The sequence below is a fragment of the Mesorhizobium norvegicum genome (genome assembly GCF_004919685.1).
GTDB lineage: Bacteria > Pseudomonadota > Alphaproteobacteria > Rhizobiales > Rhizobiaceae > Mesorhizobium > Mesorhizobium norvegicum.
Window position 1 is genome coordinate 164,799 of the sequence record NZ_SMYZ01000047.1, and the last position, 23,685, is coordinate 188,483.

The 23,685-nt window shown below is 62.7% G+C and carries 24 protein-coding genes; 19 read left to right on the plus strand and 5 right to left on the minus strand.

The features are described 5' to 3' along the window. Positions 1-59: 59 nt before the first annotated feature. Together FCU66_RS20300 and FCU66_RS20305 are read right to left on the minus strand one after the other, a co-directional pair. Positions 60-959 (minus strand): alpha/beta fold hydrolase, encoded by a 900-nt coding sequence (locus FCU66_RS20300; RefSeq protein ID WP_136621241.1) that lies wholly within the window; start codon positions 957-959, stop codon positions 60-62. A 240-nt stretch (positions 960-1,199) separates the two neighbouring features. Next, positions 1,200-3,245 (minus strand): lytic transglycosylase domain-containing protein, encoded by a 2,046-nt coding sequence (locus FCU66_RS20305; protein ID WP_136621240.1) that lies wholly within the window; start codon positions 3,243-3,245, stop codon positions 1,200-1,202. A 350-nt stretch (positions 3,246-3,595) separates the two neighbouring features. On the opposite strand from FCU66_RS20305, the gene dapA reads away from it, so the two are divergent. From dapA to FCU66_RS20320, 3 genes are all read left to right on the plus strand, one after another. After that, on the plus strand, positions 3,596-4,477 hold the full coding sequence (gene dapA, locus FCU66_RS20310) for a 4-hydroxy-tetrahydrodipicolinate synthase (RefSeq protein WP_136621239.1): 882 nt from the start codon (positions 3,596-3,598) through the stop codon (positions 4,475-4,477). A 151-nt stretch (positions 4,478-4,628) separates the two neighbouring features. Beyond that, on the plus strand, positions 4,629-5,108 hold the full coding sequence (smpB, locus tag FCU66_RS20315; RefSeq protein WP_136621238.1) for an SsrA-binding protein SmpB: 480 nt from the start codon (positions 4,629-4,631) through the stop codon (positions 5,106-5,108). Positions 5,109-5,123: 15 nt separating this feature from the next. Continuing rightward, positions 5,124-5,843, plus strand: a complete 720-nt coding sequence (locus FCU66_RS20320; RefSeq protein ID WP_136621237.1) for a glycoside hydrolase family 25 protein — start codon at positions 5,124-5,126, stop codon at positions 5,841-5,843. A 46-nt stretch (positions 5,844-5,889) separates the two neighbouring features. On the opposite strand, the gene FCU66_RS20325 is transcribed toward FCU66_RS20320, so the two are convergent. Continuing rightward, entirely contained in the window at positions 5,890-6,252 is a 363-nt protein-coding gene (locus FCU66_RS20325; protein ID WP_168992111.1) for a winged helix-turn-helix transcriptional regulator, read from the minus strand. Positions 6,253-6,362: 110 nt separating this feature from the next. Between FCU66_RS20325 and FCU66_RS20330 the strand changes: the two genes are divergently transcribed. Then, positions 6,363-7,376 (plus strand): zinc-binding alcohol dehydrogenase family protein, encoded by a 1,014-nt coding sequence (locus tag FCU66_RS20330; RefSeq protein ID WP_136621236.1) that lies wholly within the window; start codon positions 6,363-6,365, stop codon positions 7,374-7,376. Positions 7,377-7,385: 9 nt separating this feature from the next. Here the strand turns inward: FCU66_RS20330 and FCU66_RS20335 are convergent, their stop codons facing one another. Both FCU66_RS20335 and FCU66_RS20340 read right to left on the minus strand, forming a co-directional pair. Further along, positions 7,386-8,042: a uracil-DNA glycosylase gene (locus FCU66_RS20335; protein ID WP_136621235.1), complete on the minus strand. Its 657-nt coding sequence runs from the start codon at positions 8,040-8,042 to the stop codon at positions 7,386-7,388. Positions 8,043-8,053: 11 nt separating this feature from the next. Continuing rightward, on the minus strand, positions 8,054-8,635 hold the full coding sequence (locus tag FCU66_RS20340) for a LabA-like NYN domain-containing protein (RefSeq protein ID WP_010915096.1): 582 nt from the start codon (positions 8,633-8,635) through the stop codon (positions 8,054-8,056). 327 nt (positions 8,636-8,962) lie between these two features. On the opposite strand from FCU66_RS20340, the gene rpoZ reads away from it, so the two are divergent. From rpoZ to FCU66_RS20415, 15 genes are all read left to right on the plus strand, one after another. Next, positions 8,963-9,364: a DNA-directed RNA polymerase subunit omega gene (rpoZ, locus tag FCU66_RS20345; protein ID WP_023762094.1), complete on the plus strand. Its 402-nt coding sequence runs from the start codon at positions 8,963-8,965 to the stop codon at positions 9,362-9,364. Positions 9,365-9,492: 128 nt separating this feature from the next. Then, the gene (locus FCU66_RS20350; protein ID WP_136621234.1) at positions 9,493-11,721 is read left to right on the plus strand and encodes a RelA/SpoT family protein; all 2,229 of its coding nucleotides are present in this window, start codon (positions 9,493-9,495) and stop codon (positions 11,719-11,721) included. 66 nt (positions 11,722-11,787) lie between these two features. Continuing rightward, positions 11,788-12,366, plus strand: coding sequence for an orotate phosphoribosyltransferase (gene pyrE, locus FCU66_RS20355; protein ID WP_136621246.1), 579 nt, complete (start codon positions 11,788-11,790; stop codon positions 12,364-12,366). A gap of 45 nt (positions 12,367-12,411) precedes the next feature. Further along, positions 12,412-12,813 (plus strand): VOC family protein, encoded by a 402-nt coding sequence (locus FCU66_RS20360; RefSeq protein ID WP_136621233.1) that lies wholly within the window; start codon positions 12,412-12,414, stop codon positions 12,811-12,813. A gap of 256 nt (positions 12,814-13,069) precedes the next feature. Further along, entirely contained in the window at positions 13,070-13,669 is a 600-nt protein-coding gene (locus FCU66_RS20365) for a DUF2062 domain-containing protein (protein WP_136621232.1), read from the plus strand. Continuing rightward, the gene (gene acpS / locus FCU66_RS20370) at positions 13,666-14,079 is read left to right on the plus strand and encodes a holo-ACP synthase (protein ID WP_136621231.1); all 414 of its coding nucleotides are present in this window, start codon (positions 13,666-13,668) and stop codon (positions 14,077-14,079) included. The genes FCU66_RS20365 and acpS overlap by 4 nt, the downstream gene beginning before the upstream one ends. A gap of 77 nt (positions 14,080-14,156) precedes the next feature. Continuing rightward, complete coding sequence (lepB, locus tag FCU66_RS20375) at positions 14,157-14,906, plus strand: signal peptidase I (RefSeq protein WP_109663347.1); 750 nt, start codon at positions 14,157-14,159, stop codon at positions 14,904-14,906. Further along, positions 14,906-15,652 carry a ribonuclease III gene (gene rnc, locus FCU66_RS20380; RefSeq protein ID WP_136621245.1) on the plus strand — a complete coding sequence of 249 codons (747 nt, stop codon included), beginning with the start codon at positions 14,906-14,908 and terminating at the stop codon, positions 15,650-15,652. Before lepB ends, rnc begins: the two co-directional genes overlap by 1 nt. A gap of 69 nt (positions 15,653-15,721) precedes the next feature. Further along, positions 15,722-16,648: a GTPase Era gene (era, locus tag FCU66_RS20385; RefSeq protein ID WP_136621230.1), complete on the plus strand. Its 927-nt coding sequence runs from the start codon at positions 15,722-15,724 to the stop codon at positions 16,646-16,648. 81 nt (positions 16,649-16,729) lie between these two features. Beyond that, positions 16,730-17,623 carry an aminoglycoside phosphotransferase family protein gene (locus FCU66_RS20390; protein ID WP_136621229.1) on the plus strand — a complete coding sequence of 298 codons (894 nt, stop codon included), beginning with the start codon at positions 16,730-16,732 and terminating at the stop codon, positions 17,621-17,623. After that, positions 17,620-17,910: a hypothetical protein gene (locus tag FCU66_RS20395; protein WP_136621228.1), complete on the plus strand. Its 291-nt coding sequence runs from the start codon at positions 17,620-17,622 to the stop codon at positions 17,908-17,910. The genes FCU66_RS20390 and FCU66_RS20395 overlap by 4 nt, the downstream gene beginning before the upstream one ends. Positions 17,911-18,207: 297 nt before the next feature. After that, positions 18,208-19,380, plus strand: a complete 1,173-nt coding sequence (locus FCU66_RS20400) for a porin (protein ID WP_136621227.1) — start codon at positions 18,208-18,210, stop codon at positions 19,378-19,380. A 134-nt stretch (positions 19,381-19,514) separates the two neighbouring features. Next, positions 19,515-20,291, plus strand: coding sequence for a DNA repair protein RecO (gene recO, locus FCU66_RS20405; RefSeq protein WP_136621226.1), 777 nt, complete (start codon positions 19,515-19,517; stop codon positions 20,289-20,291). Continuing rightward, positions 20,288-20,806 (plus strand): PaaI family thioesterase, encoded by a 519-nt coding sequence (locus FCU66_RS20410; protein ID WP_136621225.1) that lies wholly within the window; start codon positions 20,288-20,290, stop codon positions 20,804-20,806. The genes recO and FCU66_RS20410 overlap by 4 nt, the downstream gene beginning before the upstream one ends. 98 nt (positions 20,807-20,904) lie before the next feature. Further along, positions 20,905-23,673 (plus strand): DUF2339 domain-containing protein, encoded by a 2,769-nt coding sequence (locus FCU66_RS20415; RefSeq protein ID WP_136621224.1) that lies wholly within the window; start codon positions 20,905-20,907, stop codon positions 23,671-23,673. The last annotated feature ends 12 nt before the right edge of the window (positions 23,674-23,685 follow it).

Here is a 23,685-nt window from a genome sequence, read left to right on the forward strand (position 1 = left end):
GCTGGCGAGCCCAGCCTATACTATTGTAATTATCCCAGGACCTTGTTTGGTCTTGGGGTTTACTGTGAGCTATCCTGCCGTTCGGCCCGATCAAGAAAAGCGGCAATGTCGCTGGGCAGGCGGCCGGTCTCGAGGAATGGCGCGTGGCCCTGATCCGCGACGGTGATCGTTTCGATGCCAGGATGGCGCTTTCGCATCTGCTCCAGCGTTTCCTCCGACAAGAGCCTCGAATTGGCGCCGCGAATGGCGAGCAAGGGAATGGCCGCCAACGCCTCGAATTGCGGCCATAGATCAGGCAGCGGCTGCGTCAGGTCGAGACTGGCAACTGTGCCGATCAATTTCGGGTCGAAGTCGGGCACCAAGCCAGCGTCCGTTTCACGGTAGAGAGCCCATACCATCCGGTCCCAATCCGGTCCGGCAAGCGCGGAGAAGTCCTTGACATGCACGCTGCGCTGGGCGGCAGTCGCCTGTGCCGGGGTTTTCGGTGTCGGGTTGCGCTCGAGATAAGACTGGATATGGGCAAGCCCAGCCACCTCGATCACCGGGCCGATGTCGTTGAAAACAATGGCTTTCAGGACAGCCGGTCGCATCATGCCGAGCACATGGATGATCAGCCCGCCGCGCGACGTGCCGATGAAGGCTGCTTCCTCGATGTTCAGCGCCGCCAGCCCGGCAAGGACGTCGCCAGCTTCCACGCCGACATTGTAGTGACTGATATCGGGATCGTAGGCGGATTGCCCGCGCCCGCGATAGTCGAAGGCAATGACTTTTCGCGGAGTTGCAGATCGCGCCGAAAGATGGAGTGCGAGCTCATGAAAGTCCCGGGCATTGCGGGTCAAGCCTGGCAGGCAGACGACCGGCCAGGGGCCGGTATTGGCTTCGCCGTAGATGCGCGCATGAAGTTTCAGCCCATCCGGTGCGCTGTAGAAGAAGTCGGAGAAAAGTTGGTCACTCGACATCTGGGCGCGATTCCTTGCCGTTGCCGGATCGTCTAAGACTGCTACAGGCGAGGGTAGGGATGGTCAAATGGAAGGCGCTCTTCCTTCCCCCCTTGTGGGGGAAGGTGGATCGGCGCGCAGCGCCGAGACGGATGAGGGGTGTTCCAGCGGAGTGAGGCGTTGGTGTTCCCTGGAACACCCCTCATCCGACCTCGCTACGCGAGGCCACCTTCTCCCACAGGGGGAGAAGGGAAGAAAGCCTCAACTCCGCCCGTTCACCAGATCTCCAACAATGTCGTATTTGCCGGAAATACGCATCTTGTAGACCTCGTAATTCTCCATCACGCGCTGCACGTAACTTCTTGTTTCCGTGTAGGGAATCCGCTCGATCCAGTCGACGACGGCATCGATGTCCTTGCCACGCGGATCGCCATATCTGGCCACCCACTGACTGGCCCGGTTGGGGCCGGCATTGTAGCCGGCGAAGGTCAGCACATAGGAGCCGTTGAAGCGATCGAGCTGCTCGCCGAGGAAGGCTGAACCGAGCGTCGCGTTGTAACCGGCGTCGGTGGTCAGCCGTGTCTGCGAAAACTGCAATCCAGCCTTCTTCGCCAGCTGCTTGGCGGTTCCCGGCATCAGCTGCAGCAGCCCGCGCGCGCCGGCGCTGGACACGGCGCCGATGTTGAATTCGCTCTCCTGGCGGGCGATCGCATAGGCCAGCGCCTTGCCTGAGCCGGAAATGTCAGCCGAATCAGGAATGACACCGAGCGGATGCGACAGTGCGCCGACATCGATGCCGCGCGCGCCGGCGATCTTGCCGACTTTCAGCGCCATGAAATGGTTGCCCTGCTTTTCCGCAAGGACAGCGAGCAGCGCGAGTTCCCCCGGGCTGGTCAATTGCCCGGCAAGGTCGCGATAGAGCGTCTCGGCATAGCGGTCGTAGCCCGCTTCCTGCAGCCGCTTGATGGCGCTGACGGCTTCGCGGCCGGCAAAATTCTGCCGGTCGGCTGCACTTGGCGAGGGATAGACGATGTTGAGCGCCTGCCGGCCGACGCGCTCGGCGGCGAGCTGGCCGTAGAATGTCGTGCCGTAGGCTGCGGCGCGCGCAAAATAGTCCTTGGCATTGCCCGGACCGCCGACTTCCGCCGCACGGCCGAGCCAGTAATAGCCACGTGACAGCGTCATCGGCCCTTGGGCAAGGTCGGCGATTCGCGCGAAATGCGTTGCGGCAAGCTTGGGGTCGTTCAGGCCGCGCAGCGCATACCAACCGGCATGGAATTCAGCGTCCGCCGCATTGGTGGCACTTTCGGCGGCGTTTGTGGCGACGATCCGGTAGGCCGTCTTCATGTCGCCCTGGTCGACCAGTTCGCGCGACAACACCCGGCGCTCGACCCACCAGGCATCCGGATCGACGAGAGCTTCGCGATCGGCGGGTGCCTGCATCACAATGGCTGCGGCACCGGCAAAGTCCTCTTGCTTGCGCAGATATTCGGCCTGCGCGAAGAAATAGCCGGCCGAAAATTGTGCCGCCGGCACCGCCTTCAGCAGTTTGGCGGCATTCTTGTCGCCTTTGTCGGCCGCCGCCCAGGCATCGGCGAGCTGCTGGGCGCCGGCGAGGCCGGCGACGCGCAGCGCGGAATTGGCGCGGTCGGCATAGAACATGCGCTCCATGCGAAAACGATGGTCGACAGCCGGGATCAGGCTGCCGAATTCCTTGATCAGCGCCGTCTCGTCCTTGGCCTCCAGGATAGCGGTGCGCCAGAATGGCGACAGCACCGAGCGCGCCGCCTTGGTATTGCCTGACACCACATAGGCGCGAGCGAGAACCATCACGCCTTCGAATGTCTGCGGCTGGCTGCCGTCGAACGCCGCAATGACGATGTCGGGGGCAGGGTTCTCGCGATAGAGCGCGCGCTCGCTGTTCTTGCGCAGGGCGACGGTGCCCGGCCAGTTGGGCAGCATCTTAGCCGCGGCGGCGATATCGCCGCTCGGAACCTTGTCGCCGCCATAAAGCGCGATCGCCCAGGCGAGGATGTGCTGGTCGAGGGAGTGAGCGGGAAGGGCATCGCGCACGCCACGAGCGCCGGGACTATCGCCAGCCGCCAGCGCATCCAGCCCGCTCTTCAAGAGAGCGACGCCGGGCGAGGCGTCCTGTTGCGCCTTGTCCTGCAGGTTAGGCATCGCCGAGCCCGGCATCGGGATGGCCGAAGTAACCTGCACGTCGACGCTGCCGCCCGTCGCCATGCCCGGCATCAGCGCGAGCGTGGCGCCAAGCAGCGCGAAGAGGTGAGGCCGACCGCCCGGCATGATCTTTAAGTCTTTCCTTGTCCCGGCATTCTATCAGCAGGCGAAGATGCCTCGAAGCCTAAACTTAGGTCGTGAAGAGCCCGTAAACAAAGAGTTAGCGAGGCCGTTCGAATTGCGCTTGCTGGCACCATGGCAATGCTTGCCGCGCAACCATGTCGAGACTATGGTGCGCCGCTTCGCTTTCGGTTAGAAGGCGCGCACGACAAAACACCGATGCATGTCGCCCAAAAGTGGATACCGGTTTTGGGGCAACGACATGCATGAACAAAGATGCATGTCGCCCTAAAAGTGGGTACCGGTTTTGGGACAACGACATGCATGAACAAGGAAGTCCCAAGGAGTTGGACGATATGCTGAGAGGCTCGCTTACTGCGCTCGTGACACCGTTCGAAAAGAGCGGGCGTTTCGACGAGAAAGCCTTTCGCGCGTTCGTCGAATGGCAACTCGCGGAGGGCACGACAGGACTGGTTCCCGTGGGCACCACCGGCGAGTCGCCGACGCTGTCGCATGACGAGCACCGCCAGGTCGTCAAGGTGTGCATCGAGGTTGCCAAGGGACGCGTTCCGGTCGTTGCCGGCGCCGGTTCCAACAACACCGAGGAAGCCGTCGGGCTCGTGCAATATGCCGAGAAGGCCGGCGCCGATGCTGCCCTGGTCGTCACGCCCTACTACAACAGGCCGACACAACGCGGCCTGTACGAGCACTTCGCTGCCGTTGCCAGGGCGACCAAGCTGCCGATCATCATCTACAACATCCCGCCGCGCTCGGTGATCGACATGATGCCGGAGACGATGGGCCGGCTCGCGCACGACTTCAAGAACATCGTCGGCGTCAAGGATGCCACCGGCAAGGTCGAACGGGTTTCCGAGCAGCGCGCCACGTGCGGCAAGGATTTCATCCAGCTTTCGGGCGAGGATGCTTCGGCGCTTGGCTTCAACGCGCATGGCGGCGTCGGCTGCATCTCGGTGACCTCGAACGTCGCGCCGCGGCTGTGCGCCGAATTCCAGGAAGCAACACTGTCCGGTGACAGCGCCAAGGCGCTGGATCTGCAGGATCGCCTGCTGCCGCTGCACAAGGCGATCTTCTTGGAACCTGGCGTTTCCGGCGCCAAATACGCATTGTCGAAGCTGGGCAAGGTCGAGAATGTGCTGCGCTCGCCGCTTGTCACGGTCGAGGATGTGACCGCGGCAAAGATTGATGCGGCCATGAAGCACGCCGGCTTGATTAATTAGCGAGCCCGTTTGGAAACTCTACTCCTGCGGCCATCTGAAGGCGCCACCTGCGCTTCCGGTGCTCACGTACTATATGTACGCTCCGCTCCGGTTCTCGGTGACACCGTCATCTGACTCGCAGGAGCGAGTTTCGAAACGGACTCTGGACGTCATGAATCAAGTTAGAAAAGCCGATCCCAACAACAAGACCGTTTCGGAAAACCGCAAGGCGCGGTTTTCCTACGAGATTCTCGATACGATCGAGACCGGTCTGGTGCTGACCGGCACCGAGGTCAAGTCGCTGCGCCAGGGCCAGGCCAACATACAGGACAGCTATGCCTCGGTCGAAGGCGGCGAGATCTGGCTGATCAATTCCTATCTGCCGGAATATTTGCAGGCCAACCGCTTCAACCACGAGCCGCGGCGTCGCCGCAAACTGCTGCTCAACAAGCGCGAGATGGCGAAACTGTCGCAAAGCGTCGACCGCGAGGGCATGACGCTGGTGCCACTGAAGATTTATTTCAACGACCAGGGCCGCGCCAAGCTGCTGCTCGCCGTCGGCCGCGGCAAGAAACTGCACGACAAGCGCGAATCCGAGAAGCAGCGCGACTGGTCGCGCGAGAAGGGCCGGCTGTTAAAAGAGCGTGGGTAGGCTGGGGCCATTCGTTTGAAGAACCGGATTGTCCTCTTTGGTTTGGCCAGCCTGGTCTTGGTATGTTTCGTCGCGGCAGGCGGCTATCTCTATTTCAAGGCATTCTCGCCGGACCGCGATAAATATCCGGTCAGGGGCATCGACGTCTCCCATCACCAAGGCCAGATCGACTGGCGGCGGGTTGCCGCCGACGATGTCGCCTTCGCCGTCATCAAGGCGACTGAAGGCGGCGATCATGTCGACGATGCCTTCGCGAGGAATCTGGAAGAGGCCCGCGCCGCCGGTCTCGCCGTCGGCGCCTATCATTTTTTCACCTTTTGCCGGCCTGGCGCCGACCAGGCGAAGAATTTCATCTCGGTGGTGCCGCACGATCAGCCGCTGCTGCCGCCGGTCGTCGACATCGAATTCGGCGGCAACTGCCCGCAGCGGCCAACGCCCGAACAATTGAGCGCCGAACTGGCCGCGTTCCTTGCCCCTGTCGAGGCAGCGTTCGGCAAGCCTGCGATTGTCTATCTGACCGATGAGGCAGCGGAAGCCTATGCCGGGCGCATTGCTGCCCGTCCGCTCTGGCTTCGCTCATTGCTTCTGGAGCCGGACCGCGGCGACTGGGTCTACTGGCAGTACCACAACAGGGGGCGCGTCGACGGCATCAACGGCGATGTCGACCTGAATGTGCTGCAGGGTGGACCGGCGGTTTTGGCTGCGCTGTCCGCTGCATCGCCGGTCGCTCCGTGAACTCAGTGATTCCCTGAACCACTGAGAGATATCGTTCGCCGTCGTTTCATGCCGCAGCCTGGGAAACCTCCGGCACGAGTGTCACATTGGCATCGCCCCAGATTTTCAGGGCGGTGATCACCGGCTCCAGGCTTCTGCCGCGCGGTGTCAGGCTGTATTCCACCTTCGGCGGCACCTGCGCATAGACCTTGCGGGCAATCAGCCCATCCGTCTCCAGTTCGCGCAGCTGGTTGGTCAGCATGCGCTGCGTGCAGTTGGGAATGCGCCGGCGTATTTCGTTGAAGCGCATCGTACCCTCGAACAGGTGGTAGAGCACGACGCCTTTCCACTTCCCGTCGATATAGCGGAGCGCTCCCTCCACGGTGCAGCCGGGGCTGCAATCGAATCGCTCATGGCGAATGCGCGGCATGACGGTATCCTTTTCGACACTATGTGCTTTATATGTGCATTCTTGCGCTTGGCGCACATAATCCGCATCTCTGCCCCAGACAACGCTCAACAGCAATCGCGGAGACCAAAATGCGCGCCGTCGGCTATCAAATCCCAGCCCCCATCACCGATGAGGCCTCCCTTGTCGATATCGACCTGCCCAAGCCAGAGCCGAAAGGCCGTCAACTGCTGGTCGAGGTGAAGGCGATCTCGGTCAATCCGGTCGACACCAAGATCAGGCGTAGCGCCAAACCCGAAGCCGGAACCTGGCGGGTGCTCGGCTGGGATGCCGCCGGACGGGTGGCGGCCGTGGGTCCAGACGCCAGCCTGTTCAAGCCCGGAGACGACGTTTTCTATTCCGGTGCGCTGGCGCCGCAAGGCACCAATGCCGAGTTCCACCTTGTCGATGAGCGCCTTGTCGGCCACAAGCCCGGCTCGCTCGACTATGCGCAGGCGGCGGCGCTGCCGCTGACGGCGATCACCGCCTTTGAGGCGCTGTTCGACCGCCTCGATGTCAAGAAGCCTGTTGCGGGCGCCGCAAACGCCATCCTGATCATCGGCGGCGCCGGCGGCGTCGGCTCGATCGCGGTGCAGCTTGCGCGCCAACTGACCGATCTGACGGTGATCGCCACCGCATCGAGACCCGAAACGCGCGACTGGGTGCTTGGGCTTGGCGCCCATCATGTCGTCGATCATTCAAAGCCGCTCAGCAGTGAAGTCGCGGCACTCGGCATTGGCGCACCGGCCTTTGTGTTCTCGACAACCAACACCGACAGCCACCTGGCCGAGATTGCCGAATTGATCGCGCCGCAGGGCCGTTTTGGGTTGATCGACGATCCCCAGACGCTCGACATCAATCCGTTCAAGCGCAAGAGCGTTTCGGTCCATTGGGAACTGATGTTCACCCGCTCACTGTTTGAGACGCAGGACATGGCCGCGCAGGGTGAGCATCTGAACGAACTGTCCCGGCTTGTCGACGCAGGCACCATCCGCACGACGTTGGGCGAGACCTTCGGTCCTATCAATGCCGCCAATCTGAAGCGCGCCCATGCGCTGATCGAGACCGGCAAGGCCAAGGGCAAGATCGTGCTTGAAGGGTTCTGAAGGGCGGCGCTATGTCCGCAGGAACGCCGCTATCTGGCTGAAAACGCTGACGAACATCGCTTCGGTCAGCACGCCGGTGTTGGTGTTGTAGCGCGAGCAATGATAGCTCGAAAACAGCGTGAGGCCGCCGGCCGGCAGCTGCCCGCCATGCTTGAACGGATAAGCGGCGACGCGCTCGCCAAGAGCCCGCACCGTCGACTGGTGCGCGATCGATCCCAGCGCCAGCACGGCGCGCAAATTGGGGAACCGGGCGATCGTCGGCACCAGGAATGTCCGGCACGTCGAAATCTCGGCGCCCACCGGTTTGTTCTCCGGCGGCACGCAGCGCACCGCATTGGTGATCGCCGTGCCGATCAGCTCCAGCCCGTCATCTGGCCGCGCCTTGAACTCGCCGCGTGCAAAGCCGTGCGAAATCAGCGTCGAGTAGAGCAGGTCGCCGGCATAGTCGCCGGTGAAGGGGCGTCCGGTGCGGTTGGCGCCGCGCAGCCCGGGCGCCAGCCCGACGATCAGCAACTGAACCGCGGCTTCACCTTCCGGCGGCAGGAAAGTCGGCACCGGCGCATTGAACCAGGATGGCTCGCGCTGCCGCCAGTCGGCGATGAAATCGTGCAGCCGCGGGCAGAGCGGGCAATCGCGGCCGGGTTCGGAGGCGGAAAGGGCGGTCAAGGCGACCGGCCTCAGTAATCATCCTCGTCGACTTCGGCCGGCTCGGGCCGCCGCACCGGCCGCTCGGACGGATCGCGGCCGACCTCGTTCTTCAGCGTTGTCAGGTCGATGAAATGGTCGGCCTGGCGGCGCAGATCGTCGGAGATCATCGGCGGCTGCGAAGCCATGGTCGAGACGATCGACACCTTGCGGCCACGCCGCTGCAGCGCCTCGACCAGCGTGCGGAAATCGCCGTCGCCGGAAAAGATGACGTAGTGGTCGACGACATCGGCGAGTTCGAGCGCATCGACCGTGAGCTCGATGTCCATATTGCCCTTGATCTTGCGGCGGCCGGTCGAGTCCGTGAATTCCTTGGCCGGCTTGGTGACCACCTTGAAGCCGTTATAGTCGAGCCAGTCGATCAACGGACGGATCGAGGAGTATTCCTGATCCTCGACCAGTGCCGTGTAATAGTAGGCGCGCAGCAGATAGCCGCGCTTCTGGAAGCTCGACAGAAGCTTGCGGTAGTCGATGTCGAAGCCGAGCGCGCGCGACGTCGCATAAAGATTGGCGCCGTCGATGAATAGGGCGATTTTTTCACGAGGGTCGAACATGGAAAATATTCCTTCTCGAAATAAACGGCCGTCTAAACGAAATGCGGTAGCGACGTTCGGTCAGGCTCATAATAAACCGGCTGACCTCTACGCCATCGGAGATAGCGCCAGTTTCGCGGCAATCCAAGGGCGTGTTGGCGCACTGCAAGCAATTGTGATCGGGACACCGAACGCATAAGTACAGACAGGTTTTGCCGAATCGGGTGTTCGAACGAAGGATTGGGCGCCCTGCAGCCCGGCCATTGCCATGATGCTTGTATTTTGGCGGCGTTCGGGTTATGGACCGCGCCTGTTTTCCATCAAATCCATCGCATGAAAGGGGCATCCATGGCCCGCGTAACCGTTGAAGATTGCATCGACAAGGTCGACAACCGCTTCGAGCTGGTGCTCTTGGCCGGCCACCGCGCCCGGCAGATCAGCCAGGGCGCGCCGATCACTGTGCCGCGTGACAACGACAAGAACCCGGTCGTGGCGCTGCGCGAGATCGCCGACGAGACGCTTTCGCCCGACGACCTCAAGGAAGATCTGATCCATTCGCTGCAGAAGCATGTCGAGGTCGACGAGCCCGAGGCCGATGGCGAGGCGATTGCCGATCAGACCGGCGCCGCCGTTGCAGCCACCGACGCCGATGACACCGAAGAGAACATCACCTTCGACCGGATGACCGAGGAAGACCTCCTGGCCGGCATCGAGGGCTTGGTGCCGCCGGAAAAGAGCGACGACTACTAAGCGAGCGCTCTGGACCTGCCTGGAATACGTTTCCGGCACTTACGTCCAGCCAGTTTCGTGGCTATCTATGAGGTGCGCCGTACGCTAGTGCGGCGCATCAATCATTTCAGCACCGCGAGATTCCGCCCATGATGCGTCAGTATGAGCTTGTCGAGCGCGTCCAGCGCTACAAGCCTGACGTCAACGAGGCGCTGCTCAACAAGGCCTATGTCTATGCCATGCAGAAGCATGGCCACCAGAAACGCGCTTCCGGCGACCCCTATTTCTCGCACCCGCTCGAAGTCGCCGCCATCCTCACCGAAATGCACATGGACGAGGCGACCATCGCGGTCGCCCTGCTGCACGACACCATCGAGGATACCACCGCGACGCGGGCCGAGATCGATGAGCTGTTCGGACCCGAAATGGGCAAGCTGGTCGAGGGACTGACCAAGCTGAAGAAGCTCGACCTGGTGTCGAAGAAGGCCGAGCAGGCGGAAAACCTGCGCAAGCTTCTGCTGGCGATTTCGGAAGACGTCCGCGTCCTTCTGGTCAAGCTCGCCGACCGTCTGCACAACATGCGCACCCTCGACCATATGCCGGAGGCCAAGCGCCTGCGCATCGCCGAGGAGACGATGGACATCTATGCGCCGCTGGCCGGGCGCATGGGCATGCAAGGCATGCGCGAGGAGCTGGAGGAGCTCGCCTTCCGCTACATCAATCCGGAAGCCTATCGCGCCGTCACCGCCCGGCTCGCCGAAATCTTCGAGCGCAACAAGGATGTGCTGTCCGATATCGAGAAGGCGCTGTCCACGCTGTTCGAAAAGCATGCGATCAAGGCAGGTGTGAAGAGCCGCCAGAAGAAGCCGTGGTCGGTGTTCCGCAAGATGGAGGCCAAGGCGCTATCGTTCGAGCAGCTGTCCGACATTTTCGGCTTCCGCGTCGTCGTCGACACGGTCGAGGATTGCTACCGGGCGCTTGGCGCCATCCACACCACATGGTCGATGGTGCCTGGCCGTTTCAAGGATTACATCTCGACGCCGAAGCAGAACGACTACCGGTCGATCCACACCACCATCGTCGGGCCGTCGCGCCAGCGCGTCGAGCTGCAGATCCGCACCCACCAGATGAACAAGATCGCCGAATACGGCGTTGCCGCGCATTCGATCTACAAGGACACCGGCGGCAAGACGAACGGTGCCGCCCACGCCATCTCGAAGGAGACCAACGCCTATGCCTGGCTGCGGCGCACCATCGAGCAGCTTGCCGAGGGCGACAATCCCGAGGATTTCCTCGAGAACACCAAGCTGGAGCTGTTCCAGGACCAGGTGTTCTGCTTCACCCCGAAAGGCATGCTGATTGCGCTGCCGCGCGGCGCGACACCGATCGACTTTGCCTATGCGGTGCACACCGATGTCGGCGACACCTGCGTCGGTGCCAAGGTCAACGGCCGCATCATGCCGCTGATGACGGAACTGAAGAACGGCGACGAGGTCGAGATCATCCGCTCCAAGGCGCAGGTGCCGCCGGCGGCGTGGGAATCGGTCGTCGTCACCGGCAAGGCACGCTCGGCCATCCGCCGCGCCACCAAGAACGCCATCCGCAAGCAGTATTCGGGTCTTGGCATCCGCATCCTGGAACGCGCCTTCGAGCGCGCCGGCAAGACCTTCACCAAGGAGAGCCTCAAGCAGGTGCTGCATCGGCTGGCGCGCAAGGACATCGAGGACGTGCTGGCCTCGGTCGGGCGTGGCGAGCTTGCCTCCGCCGACGTCATGAAAGCGGTATTCCCCGACTACAAGGACGAGCGCGTCACCACGGCCGCACCCAAGCCGCGCGAGGAGGGCTGGTCGAAGATCCGCAATGCCGCCGGCATGCTGTTCCAGATTCCGGGCCGTGCCGCGCGCAAGGACAAGGACCAGCCGCGCGACGGCGCCGTGCCGATCCGCGGCGTGCGCGGCGACCTGCCGGTGCGTTTCGCGCCGGAAGGAGCGGTGCCCGGCGACCGCATCGTCGGCATCGTCCAGCCGGGCACCGGCATCACCATCTATCCGATCCAGTCGCCGGCGCTGCAGGCTTTCGACGACCAGCCCGAGCGCTGGATCGACGTGCGCTGGGACATTGATGAGCGCACCAAGGAGCGCTTTCCGGCGCGCGTCTCGGTCACCGCCATCAACGCACCGGGTTCGCTCGCCGATATCGCCCAGGTGGTCGCGTCGAACGACGCCAACATCCATACGCTGTCAATGGTGCGTACCGCGCCCGACTTCACCGAAATGCTGATCGATCTCGAAGTCTGGGATCTGAAGCACCTCAACCGGCTGCTGTCGCAGCTCAAGGACAATTCGAGCGTCAGCGATGCAAGGCGCGTGAACGGCTAGACCATGATCCCGAAAAGTGGGAACCGGTTTTCGGACAAGATCATGATCAATCAAAAAGAGGCAGACATGAACACCGATGAAGTGCTTGGCATTTTCCGCGAGGCGGGTGCTGTTCTGGAAGGGCATTTCATTTTGACCTCGGGCCTGCGCAGTCCGGTCTTCCTGCAGAAAGCACGCGTGTTCATGCATGCCGACAAGACCGAGCGGCTGTGCAAGGCGCTGGCCGAGAAGATCAGCGCGGCAGTGCCTGGCAAAATCGACTATGTCGTCGGCCCGGCGATCGGCGGGCTGATCCCGGCTTACGAGACCTCGCGCCATCTCGGCGTGCCGGCGATCTGGGTCGAGCGGGAAGGGGGCGAGTTCCGCCTGCGCCGCTTCGAGATCGCCAGGGGGGCGCGTGTCGTCATCGTCGAGGACATCGTCACCACCGGTCTGTCGATCCGCGAGACCATCGAGTGCCTGCGCGAGCTTGGCGCCGAAGTGGTTGCCGCGGCCTGCATCATCGACCGTTCGGCGGGCAAGACTGATGTCGGCGTGCCGCTGATCGCGCTCGCCGAATACGAGGTTCCGGCCTATCCGGCCGATCGGCTGCCGCCGGAGCTGGCCGCCATCCCGGCGATCAAGCCCGGCAGCCGCAACATCTGACGGGGCATGTCGCCCAAAAGTGTGCAGCGGTTTTGGGGCAACGACATGCATGAAGACAAATTGGAAATGATCGCCGGCATCGATCATTTCGTGCTGACGGTCGCTTCGCTGGAAGTGACCTGTGCCTTTTATCAGCGCGTGCTGGGCTTTGAGCGCATGGATACGCCGGGCCGTCCGACGGCGCTGGCTTTCGGCACCCAGAAGATCAATGTGCATGAGGTCGGCCGCACCTTCGAACCGAAGGCGAAGGCGCCGACATCAGGCTCAGGCGACTTCTGCCTGATCACCGACCGGCCGCTGGATCAAGTCTGTGCCCGTCTCACGGCCAATGGTGTGGCGGTGGAACTCGGACCGGTCGAGCGTGTCGGGGCCCGAGGTCCGATGATGTCGGTCTATTTCCGCGACCCGGACGGCAATCTGGTCGAGGTCAGCGAATACCTGCCGTAGCCGCCGGCAACGCAGCACTTTCGGCGATGCGACTGCCTGTTCCTTAAATTCGCCGCGATTGTCCAATGTTCGAAGCAAGACCTGCCACCCCGAAGGGCGGCAACAAGCGCGCGCCGCACATTCGGTGTTTGGTTGTTCTTCTGCCAGCGCGTCGTTATATAAGGTTGCGATTGCCATAGGGTGATCGTCAAGCGCAAGATGTGGCTGTCACGCCCGGCTGAAGCTGCCGGCGCGGGAGCTGTGGAACGGGAACAGAGTGCTTTTTCGACGCCGCAAGCCTGATGGCCTTTTCGAGCGTGTGCGTACCTACCTTTGGCCGCGCCGCTCGTTTTCGCGCTCGCTTCAGTATTTTTCCAAGCGCATCCTGCGGCTGAAGGCCACACCGCATGCGGTGGCGGCCGGCGTTGCGGCCGGCGTCTTCGCCTCTTTCTTTCCCGTCGGTTTCCATTTCATCATTGCCGCCGTCCTGTGCTGGGTGATTGCCGGCAATCTGGTGGCGGCGGCCCTGGGCGCGGTTTTTTTCGGCAATCCGCTGACCTTCCCGTTGCTGTGGGGCGCTTCCTGGGAAACAGGCAAGCTCATCTTGCATGACCGGTTGCCGGCACACGGCCCGCCGGCGCATCTGGGCGAGATGCTGCACAAGCTTTCCTTCGCGCAATTGTGGAAGCCCGTGCTTGAGCCGATGCTGATCGGCGCGGTGCCGCTCGGGCTGGTGTTCGGGCTCTTGTTCTATGGCATCACGCGCTGGGGCATGAACGCTTTCCGCGAGCAGCGGCGCAAGCGCCTGGCCGAGCGCGCAAACCGGCATGCGCAAGCGTCCCATCCCAGCGCAAGCATCGGTTCCACCGCTCGATGATCATCGGCATCGGCAGCGACCTGATCGATATCAGACGCATCGAAAAGTCGCTGGAGCGTCACGGCCAGCGTTTCATCCAGAGAATCTACACCGACCTCGAGCAGGCCCGCTCCGAAGGGCGCCGGGCGCGTGCGGCGTCCTATGCCAAGCGTTTCGCCGCCAAGGAGGCCTGCGCCAAGGCGCTGGGCACCGGTCTGGCGCAGGGCGTGTTCTGGCGCGACATGGGTGTCGTCAACCTGCCCAGCGGCGCGCCGACCATGGCGCTGACTGGAGGGGCGCAGGCTCGTCTGGACAAAATCCTGCCAAAGGGCCATCGGGGGGTAATCCACCTCACCATCACGGATGATTTCCCGCTCGCTCAAGCCTTTGTGATCATCGAGGCGTTGCCCGTCGAAGAAGCGCCACATTGATTGCATCTGACGACCAGCATGACGTTGCCCAGCGCGCGCCGAGACTCTATACCATCCAACGCACAATCGAGGACGACATGAGCGTGGCTGAAAAATCCGAGAAGAAATCCGGCGGGCTTGGCGAGACCGTCAGCGTCATCGTCCAGGCGCTTTTGCTCGCCCTGGTCATCCGTACGCTGCTGTTCCAGCCTTTTTCGATCCCGTCGGGATCAATGCGGCCGACGCTTCTGGAAGGCGACTATCTGTTCGTGACCAAATGGTCCTACGGCTATTCGCGCTACTCGCTGCCTTTCGGCCCGGACATCTTTTCGGGCCGCATCTGGGGCTCCGAGCCCAAGCGCGGCGACGTGGCGGTGTTCAAGTTCCCGCCTGATCCGTCTGTCGACTACATCAAGCGCGTTGTCGGCCTGCCGGGCGACAAGATCCAGGTCAAGGACGGTCAGCTGTTCATCAATGGCGTCGGCGTGCCGCGCGTGAAAACCGGCCAGATCGACAATCCCGACATCACCGAGGAATCGCGGCCTATCGATGTCTATCGCGAGACCTTGCCCAACGGCGTCAGCTACGACACGCTCGACCTGAATTCGAACTCGATCGGCGACAACACGCGCGAATTCGACGTGCCGCCCGGCCACTATTTCATGATGGGCGACAACAGGGACAATTCCGCCGACAGCCGTTTCACCGTCGGCTACGTTCCCGAGGAAAATCTGGTTGGCCGCGCCAATCTCGTTTTCTTCTCGATCGCCGGCAAGGCGAGCCCGCTCGAAATCTGGAAATGGCCGTCGCTGATGCGCGCTTCGCGCCTGTTCCACTTCGTCAATTGATGGCTTTGAAGCGCCCGACTGGCGAAACACTGGCCGGTTTGGTCAAGGCCAAGACCGGCCATGTCTTCAGAGATCTTCGCTTGCTTGAGACCGCCTTGACGCATTCCAGTGCGGTCAAGGCGGCAAGCAACAATCAGCGTCTCGAATTCCTTGGCGATCGCGTGCTTGGGCTTGTCGTCGCTGATATGCTTTTCGAGAAATTTCCCGACGCGCCGGAGGGTGAAATCGCGCCACGCTTCAATGCATTGGTCGATGCGCGGACATGCTCCGAGATCGGCATTGAAATGCAGCTGGAGGATCTGGTCCGGGCCGACGCTGCCTTGAAGATGCGGTCGCGTGGCTCCGGAGGAAACTATCTGGCGGATGCGGTCGAAGCTCTGATCGCGGCGGTTTATGTTGACGGTGGCATCGACGCCGCGCGGCGGTTTGTCCTGCGTTACTGGGAGCCGCGCTCGCGCAGTGTCGTGGCAAAACCGCTCAATCCGAAATCCGATTTGCAGGAATGGATTGCCAAGACCAGCGATGCGCGCCCCGAATATGTGATCGAGAAGCGCGAAGGTCCGGACCACCAGCCTGTCTTCACGGTGTCCTTGCAGGTCCGCGGCTTTGCGCCGATAAGCGGCACTGGCGGTTCCCGCAGGGCCGCGGAAGAAGCGGCGGCTTCGGCATTTCTTTTGCGCGAAGGCGTCTGGGCCACCGCATCGGCCCAAGAATCGGAACCGATTCTTGGAAAGCACGATGCGTAGATTCAACATTCTAGAGCGTCCTTTGCGCGTCCAGGAGGACGCGCGGCGCTCTGATGAAGGGAGCGCGGCATGACCGCCACCGAAGAGCCGGCAAAGGAAGCCGGCCCCACGCATTCCGGCTTCGTCGCGCTGATCGGCGCGCCCAATGCCGGCAAGTCGACGCTGGTCAACCAGCTGGTCGGCGCCAAGGTGTCGATCGTCACGCACAAGGTGCAGACGACGCGCGCCATCGTGCGCGGCATCGCCACGCATGACAATGCGCAGATCGTTTTCGTCGACACGCCCGGCATCTTCAAGCCCAAGCGGCGGCTCGACACGGCGATGGTGACCACCGCCTGGGGCGGCGCCAAGGACGCCGATATCGTGCTGCTTTTGATCGACGCCGAGCGCGGCATCAGGGGCGATGCCGACGCCATCCTCGAACGGCTGAAGGATGTGCGCCAGCCGATGGTGCTGATCCTCAACAAGGTCGACCGGGTCAAGCACGAAGCGCTGCTGGCTTTGTCGGCGGCAGCGAATGAAAGGGTGCCGTTCAAGCGCACCTTCATGGTTTCGGCGCTGACCGGTTCCGGCTGCAAGGACGTGCTCGATTATCTGGCCGAGGCTCTGCCGGTCGGCCCCTGGTACTATCCGGAAGACCAGATATCCGACCTGCCGATGCGCCAGCTCGCCGCTGAGATCACCCGCGAAAAACTTTATCTCAGGCTGCATCAGGAACTGCCCTATTCCTCGCATATCGAGACCGAGAAATGGGAAGAGAAGCCGGATGGCTCGGTGCGCATCGACCAGACCATCTATGTCGAACGCGACAGCCAGAAGAAGATCGTGCTCGGCCACAAGGGCGAGACCATCCGCGCCATCGGCCAAGCGGCGCGCATGGAGATAGCAGGCATCCTCGAACAGAAGGTGCACCTGTTCCTGTTCGTCAAGGTGCGTGAGAACTGGGGCGACGACCCCGAGCGCTACCGCGAGATGGGGCTCGAGTTTCCGCGCTAGGGCATGATCACGAACCGAGGTCCGCGCAGTGAAAGCTGCGGACCGGTTTTCGGAAGATCATGCTCAAACAGATCCGGGTCCATGGACAGCAAGCCGAACATCGACACGGCACTTGTCGGCCGATTGATCGCCACGCAATTTCCCCACTGGAAGGATCTTGCGATCAGGCCGGTTGCATCAGGCGGCTGGGACAACAGGACCTTTCATCTGGGCGACGAGATGACCGTGCGGCTGCCGAGCGCCGCGGCCTATTCCCTGCAAGTGGAAAAGGAACATCGCTGGCTGCCGAGGCTGGCACCCTTGTTGCCGCTGCCGATCCCCACGCCATTGGCGATGGGGGTGCCCGCCGAAAATTATCCCTTGCATTGGTCCGTCTACCGCTGGATCGAAGGCGAAACGGCAAAGCGGGAGCGTATTGCCGGCCTGTCGCAATTCGCGGCCGACCTAGCCATGTTCCTGATCGCGTTGCAACGGATCGATGCCACCGGCGGACCTGCGCCGGGACAACACAACTTCTTTCGCGGCGGATCACTCAGCGTCTATGACGGTGAAGCCCGGCAAGCGATTGCTGCCCTCGACGGCAAGATCGATACGGACGCAGCCAGCGCGGTGTGGGAGGCAGCACTTGCCGCGCCATGGCACGGTGCGCCGGTCTGGTTCCACGGTGACGTCAGTTGGGGAAATTTGCTGGTCAGGCAAGGCCGGTTGAGCGCGGTGATCGACTTCGGAACCTCGGGCGTCGGCGATCCCGCCTGCGATCTGGCGATTGCGTGGACATTGTTTGAAGGCAAAAGCCGGGAGGCGTTTCGTGCCGGCCTTCCGGCCAATGAGGCGATGTGGGCGCGCGGTCGTGGCTGGACGCTGTGGAAGGCGCTGATCACTGTCGCCGGACAGATCGACGTCAACCCTGTCGAGGCTGAAAAATCCCGACATGTGATCGATGAAGTGCTTGCCGATCACGCGCAGCGGGCTTGAGCGACCCAAGCCGGTTCTTCGCCACCAGCGGCGCGCTGCTGAGGATTCGTCTTCAACGGTTGGCGGTTGTCACAATCGGAACGCGACAGCGCGCCTCGGTGCGTTTCGATCGCTTCGGCAAGAAGCCAAGCGGCCTGGCCGGTGTCGCCCGGCGTTTCGTCATAACGCCAGAGCACGATTTGCCGGATTGGAGTCATCTGATGATCGGCGGACGGAAAACAATCAGGCAGTTTTCACGGAAAATGGGGCACATATTTCGTATTCTTGGCGGTATAATAGAAGAATGACGCGCCGAAACATAATTAGCCAGGAAATAATCTCGATATATATTGAATATATGACGTTGTGCCGATTGTGCCACTCGCTATCCAGATAAGTGTTATTTGTGCAACACAGCATTAATCTGTTCACGGAATCGGCGTTATTTCGGAAATCGTCATTGAAGGCGGAAGATCGATGGGTATGTTCGCCCTCGAAAAAGGGACGCGGTGCGAGCCTTTTTCGTTGTGGGGGTGAGGCGGGAAAACATTGCCGCCAGCCACAAATCCGAAGCCATTTAAAACTTTGACTGGAGAGGTCAGAAAATGAACATCAAGAGCCTCCTTCTCGGCTCAGCCGCGGCACTGATCGCGGTCAGCGGCGCACGCGCCGCCGACGCTGTCGTCGTCGCCGAACCGGAACCGGCCGAATACGTCAAGATCTGCGACGTCTACGGCGCCGGCTACTTCTACATCCCGGGCACCGAGACCTGCCTGCGCATCGGCGGCTATGTCCGTTATGACATCGGCGTCGGCGATGCCGGCTCGCTCGACGGCGTCAACCACGTTCCGGACCACCAGAGCGCCGGCGACACGCACTCGACCTACTACAAGAACACCCGCTTCACGCTGAAGACCTGGACCGGTCAGGAGACCGAGCTCGGTACCCTCAAGACCTACACCGAGACCCGCTTCAACTACGGCAACAGCAGCGGCGACTATCTTAATCAAGCCGCCTCCAATGCGGACGACTGGCAAGGCCGTAACAAGTCTCTCTCGCTGCGTTTCGCTTGGATTCAGCTCGGCGGCCTGCGGGTCGGCAAGGACGATACGGGATTCGATACGTTCATCGGCTATGCCGGCAACGTCATCCAGGATACGCTGGTTCCGTATGGCGGGCAGGAGAGCAACGTCGTTCAGTACTACTTCGACGCAGGCAACGGCCTCACGGGGTTGGTCTCTCTCGAAGAAGGCGCCGGCAAGGTCGGCACCATCGACAGCTATGTTCCGCATGTCGTCGGCGGCTTGAAGTACAAGGGCGACTGGGGTGCGGTCACCGGCGTCGTCGCCTATGACAGCAATTACGAGGAAGTGGCCGGCAAGGTCCGTTTGGACGTCAATGTCAGCAAGGAACTGACGTTGTTCATCATGGGCGGCTACGGCACGGACGACAACCTCAACGACAATGCGGGCAACGCCATCGATGCCAGCGGTCGCGGCTTCTACAAGCAGTGGGGCGGCAACTGGGCAGTCTGGGGCGGTGGCACCTACAAGTTCAACGATAAGACTGCGTTCAACGCCCAGGTTTCCTATGACGACTGGAAGAACCTCGGCATCGCCGCTAACGTTGCCTATACTGTTGTGCCCGGCTTTACGGTCACGGCTGAAGTCGATTACCTCAATGCTGGAAAGTTCGGCGACGCCGACTTCAACAACTGGACCAAGGCCAGCAAGAAGAGCAACATCGGCGGCATTCTCCGCTTCCAGCGCTCGTTCTAACGGATCGACTGACCTTACCAGACCGCCCGCAGCACATCGCTGCGGGCGGCTTTTTGTATGCTTGTGAGGTGTCGGCCTGCCGGTCACCAAACCCATACCTTGATTTCGCCATCCAACCGGTGAAAGCTCCTTGTATGGAATGGCGCGACGAGGGAATCATTCTCGGCACCCGCAAGCATGGCGAAACCAGCGCCATTCTCGAGGTGATGACGCGCGCGCATGGCCGTCATCTCGGCCTTGTTCGTGGCGGCCGTTCGCGCAAGCAGCAGCCTGTGCTCCAGCCGGGCAATCGTGTCGACCTGTTGTGGCGGGCGCGCCTTGACGAACATCTCGGCACGTTCCAGGCCGAGGCGATCGAGATGAACGCGGCCCGGCTGATGGACAGCGCCGTCGCCGTCTATGGGTTGCAGACCATGGCCGCGCATCTGCGCCTGTTGCCCGAGCGCGACGCCCATGAAGGTCTTTACGAAACGCTTGCCGTGATGATCGTCCATCTCGACGATGCCGACGCCGCCGGCGAACTGGTGGCGCGCTTCGAGCTTCTGGTGCTGGAGGAACTCGGCTTCGGCCTCGATCTCAGTCAATGCGCCGCAACCGGCACGCGGCAGGACCTGGCCTATGTCTCGCCGAAGTCGGGTCGCGCGGTATCCCGCGAAGCGGGTGCGCCATGGCGCGACAAGATGCTGGCTCTGCCGGCCTTTCTGCAGCGCGGCTCCGGCCTGCGCGCCGATCCGGCGGCGGTCGACGACGCCTTCCGGCTGACCGGTTTCTTCTTCACCCGCCATGTCTATGAGCCGCGCGGCATCGAGCCGCCGGACGCCCGCGCCGGCTTCCTCGCCGCCTTGCGCAAGCACCACGCGCGCGGCAAGGCCATTGCCGGCGAGGACGCGGCCAGAGAAATCATCACATGAGCGAGGTCGAACTTTATCCCGGCCGGGTCTCGCCGCTCGGCCTCGGCACCATTCCGCACGCCGACATCCTGAAATACACCGGCCTGGAACTGCTGCAGCGCATCGTCGACGGCAAGTATCCGGCGCCGCCGATCTCCTTCCAGCTCAGCTTCGCACTGACCGAAGTGTCGGAAGGCCGTGCGGTGTTCCGTGGCGTGCCCAACGAGCGCCACCTCAACCCGCTGGGTAGCGTGCATGGCGGCTGGGCGGCGACGCTGCTCGATTCGGCACTGGCCTGCGCCGTGCAGACGCTGCTCGTTAGGGGTGAAGCCTATACGACGGCGGAATTCAAGGTGAATTTGACGCGGCCCATCACGTCGAAAACCGGCGAGGTGGTCTGCGAGGGCAAGGTCGTCCACAAAGGCCGCACATTGGCCGTGTCGGAGGCGACGTTGAAGGATGCCGGCGGCAAGCTGCTGGCTTTCGGCACCGAAACATGCTCGATCTTTCCGGCCGCCAATCTGGCGGCGCGTTGAGTTTTCTGACCGTAAGTTTTCTGGTCGTTTGACCGCCGCATTTGAATGTCAGTGAGACTGAACGTCAGTGAAAACCGGCCTGGTTTGGGGGAACCGCCATGTTTGAGAGCCTGATCGGCCTAGTCGCCATCATCGCCTTGTTCGTCATCATTTCGCGCCAGCAGAGCCGCATCGGCCTTGTCGAGCGCGAGCTTGGCGCGCTGCGCAGCCTGATCCTTTCCGGCGCCGTGCCGCCTGCGGCCAAGCCGTCCGAGCAGGCCGCGCCAGACGGTGCACCCGCCGATCTGATTCCAGCCGTTGCGGCAGCGGCCGACATTCCCTCGCCAGCGATAAGCGAGCCGGTCGCCGCACCGGCGCCAGCTATGGAAGCGGAAGCCCCAATCGGTGAGGTTGTGTCCGGGCCATGGGCGCCAAGCGAGGCGGCACCGAAGGCAGCGGAACCTGCGGAGGCGACTGCCGCGGCGAAAGCCGCCCGCCAGTCCGATGTCGAAACCGCGCTCGGCACCCGCTGGGCGGTCTGGGTCGGCGGCATCGCACTGGCGCTGGGCGGCCTGTTCCTGATCCGCTACACCATCGAGGCCGGAATTTTCGGTCCCGGCGTGCGGCTGACCATGGCCGCGGTGCTCGGCCTTGTGCTGGTCGCCGGCGGCGAGTTCATCCGCCGCACCGGCTTCAAAGTGCCGGTACAAGGCGTTGCCGGTGCCTATATTCCAGCGATCCTGACTGCCGCCGGTGCCTTCATCCTGTTCGGCACCGTCTTTGCCGCGCATGGCATTTACGGCTTCATTGGCCCGGCACTCGCCTTTACGCTGCTCGGCGCCATCGGCGTGGCGACGATCGCGGCAGCCCTTGTCCATGGTCAGGCGCTGGCTGGCATCGGCCTCGTCGGCGCCATGGTGACGCCGGTGCTGATCGCCTCGCAGGCGCCCAATCCCTGGGCGCTGTTCGGCTATCTCGCGATCGTGCTCGCCGCCACCGGCGTCATCGCTCGCATGCGCGACTGGAAGTCGCTGATGGCGGCGGCCTTTTTCGGCACCGGTGTCTGGACCATCCTTTACATGACCGATGCACCGGGGGCGAACCTCTCCGCCATCCTGTTCATCGATGCCGTCACGCTGGCCGTACTCGCCCTTGTCTGGCTCGCTCGCCGTGGCGATGAAAACGGGCCAGCCAGGGCTTTCGACTGGCCGTCCATCGTGCCTGGCCTGTTCGTCGCATTTTCGGCGCTGGGCCTGTCGGTCGACCCGGTCTTTGCCGCCGCCGGCTATGCCTTGCCGGGCGCGGTGGTGATCGCCGCAATGGTGGCCGTCGCGCTCTATCGTCCGCTGGCGCTGGCGCTTCTCTATGCGGCCGGACTGGTCGCGGTGCTGATCTATCTCGGCATCATCCCGCCAACCTCGATCGCTTCCGATTTTTCGGGCGGTGCCCTGGGCGTCGATGGACTGCCCGTGGCCACGTCCAATGCGCTGACATTGCGCATCGGCATCGCACTTGGCTTGGTCTTCATCGGCGCCGGCTTCTGGGCCGCCCGCAGGTTCGCCGCCGGGACGCAAATCCGCGCGGCCTCATGGGCAGCGTGGGGTGTCATCGTCCCGCTGGTCATCCTGCTGGCACTCTGGTTCACCTTCGGCAATCTTGACCGTGACCTTGTCTATGCCGCCGTCGCGGCACTGCTGGTCGTCGTTTTCGCCGCCGGCGGCGAGTGGATCGCGCGGGCCGAAGAGCCGCCGCTCAAGGGCGGTATCGCGGTGTCGTTTGCCCTGGGTGGCGCGGCGATTGCCGGGCTCTTGATGCTGCATATGGCTTTCGATTCCGGCTGGACCACCATCCTGCTCGGTGCGGCGGCCATCGTGCCGGCGCTGGTCACGCGCTGGCGCTCCTATCCGGTGCTCGGCTGGATTTCGGTTGGCGCGGTGATCGCGGTGCTTGGTCGCGTTGCCTTCGACCCGACCATCGTCGGTGCGGAGTTCCTCTCCACGACACCGGTGTTCAACTGGCTGTTGCCGGGCTACGGGGTGCCGGCGCTGGCCTTCGGCTTTGCCGCCTGGCAGCTCGCCCGCACCACCCCCGCGCTACCAATAGCTGGCAATGGCCGGCCGCGCCTCGCCATGGAAGCGGCTGCGGCGCTGTTTGCGCTGCTCACGCTCGCCATGCTGGTGCGCCATGCCATGCATGGCGGCGTCATCGACACGGGTGCCATGACGCTCGCTGAACAGGCGATCTACACGCTCATCGCCATCGGCGCTGGCGCCATCCTGGTCGCCATCGACATGCGCTCGCCAAGCTCGGTGCTGCGCTATGGTTCGATGGCCGCCGGCGTGGCCTCGGTTGCCTTCATCGTTGTCCGGCATTTCGTGGTGCTGAACCCGCTTTTGTCAGACGAATCGACCGGCCGGATCCCGGTGTTCAACCTGTTGTTCCTCGCCTATCTCCTGCCGGCGGTCGCCGTTGGCGGGCTAGCGCTCTATGTCAGGGACAAGCGGCCGAAATGGTATGCGCAGATGCTGGCCGTGGTGGCCGCCGTGCTTGCCTTCGCCTATGCCACGCTGTCGGTGAGGCGCCTGTTCAAGGGCGAATTCATCGGCCTGTGGAGCGGGCTTGGCCAGTTGGAAACCTACACTTACTCGGCGCTCTGGCTGGTCATCGGCGTGGCGTTGCTCACCGCCGGCGTCTGGCTGAAATCTCAGGTGCTGCGCATTGCCTCCGCCGCGCTGATCGCGATCGCCGTACTGAAAGTCTTCATCTTCGACATGTCGGAGCTTGAAGGCGTGCTACGGGCGCTGTCCTTCATCGGCCTCGGCGCCGTGCTGATCGGTATCGGTCTGTTCTACCAGCGGCTTTTGACGCGGGCGGCGAAGGGGACATGAGGGTTTGGAGTG

Coding starts and splice junctions, on each gene's coding strand:
- acpS (WP_136621231.1), top strand. CDS start 13,666: ATGATCATCGGCATCGGCAGCGACCTGATCGATATCAGACGCATCGAA.
- FCU66_RS20400 (WP_136621227.1), top strand. CDS start 18,208: ATGAACATCAAGAGCCTCCTTCTCGGCTCAGCCGCGGCACTGATCGCG.
- smpB (WP_136621238.1), top strand. CDS start 4,629: ATGAATCAAGTTAGAAAAGCCGATCCCAACAACAAGACCGTTTCGGAA.
- FCU66_RS20410 (WP_136621225.1), top strand. CDS start 20,288: ATGAGCGAGGTCGAACTTTATCCCGGCCGGGTCTCGCCGCTCGGCCTC.
- FCU66_RS20360 (WP_136621233.1), top strand. CDS start 12,412: ATGCATGAAGACAAATTGGAAATGATCGCCGGCATCGATCATTTCGTG.
- rnc (WP_136621245.1), top strand. CDS start 14,906: ATGGCTTTGAAGCGCCCGACTGGCGAAACACTGGCCGGTTTGGTCAAG.
- dapA (WP_136621239.1), top strand. CDS start 3,596: ATGCTGAGAGGCTCGCTTACTGCGCTCGTGACACCGTTCGAAAAGAGC.
- lepB (WP_109663347.1), top strand. CDS start 14,157: ATGAGCGTGGCTGAAAAATCCGAGAAGAAATCCGGCGGGCTTGGCGAG.
- FCU66_RS20300 (WP_136621241.1), bottom strand. CDS start 959: ATGTCGAGTGACCAACTTTTCTCCGACTTCTTCTACAGCGCACCGGAT.
- FCU66_RS20415 (WP_136621224.1), top strand. CDS start 20,905: ATGTTTGAGAGCCTGATCGGCCTAGTCGCCATCATCGCCTTGTTCGTC.
- recO (WP_136621226.1), top strand. CDS start 19,515: ATGGAATGGCGCGACGAGGGAATCATTCTCGGCACCCGCAAGCATGGC.
- FCU66_RS20325 (WP_168992111.1), bottom strand. CDS start 6,252: ATGCCGCGCATTCGCCATGAGCGATTCGATTGCAGCCCCGGCTGCACC.
- FCU66_RS20340 (WP_010915096.1), bottom strand. CDS start 8,635: ATGTTCGACCCTCGTGAAAAAATCGCCCTATTCATCGACGGCGCCAAT.
- FCU66_RS20350 (WP_136621234.1), top strand. CDS start 9,493: ATGATGCGTCAGTATGAGCTTGTCGAGCGCGTCCAGCGCTACAAGCCT.
- FCU66_RS20330 (WP_136621236.1), top strand. CDS start 6,363: ATGCGCGCCGTCGGCTATCAAATCCCAGCCCCCATCACCGATGAGGCC.
- FCU66_RS20390 (WP_136621229.1), top strand. CDS start 16,730: ATGGACAGCAAGCCGAACATCGACACGGCACTTGTCGGCCGATTGATC.
- era (WP_136621230.1), top strand. CDS start 15,722: ATGACCGCCACCGAAGAGCCGGCAAAGGAAGCCGGCCCCACGCATTCC.
- rpoZ (WP_023762094.1), top strand. CDS start 8,963: ATGGCCCGCGTAACCGTTGAAGATTGCATCGACAAGGTCGACAACCGC.
- FCU66_RS20305 (WP_136621240.1), bottom strand. CDS start 3,245: ATGCCGGGCGGTCGGCCTCACCTCTTCGCGCTGCTTGGCGCCACGCTC.
- pyrE (WP_136621246.1), top strand. CDS start 11,788: ATGAACACCGATGAAGTGCTTGGCATTTTCCGCGAGGCGGGTGCTGTT.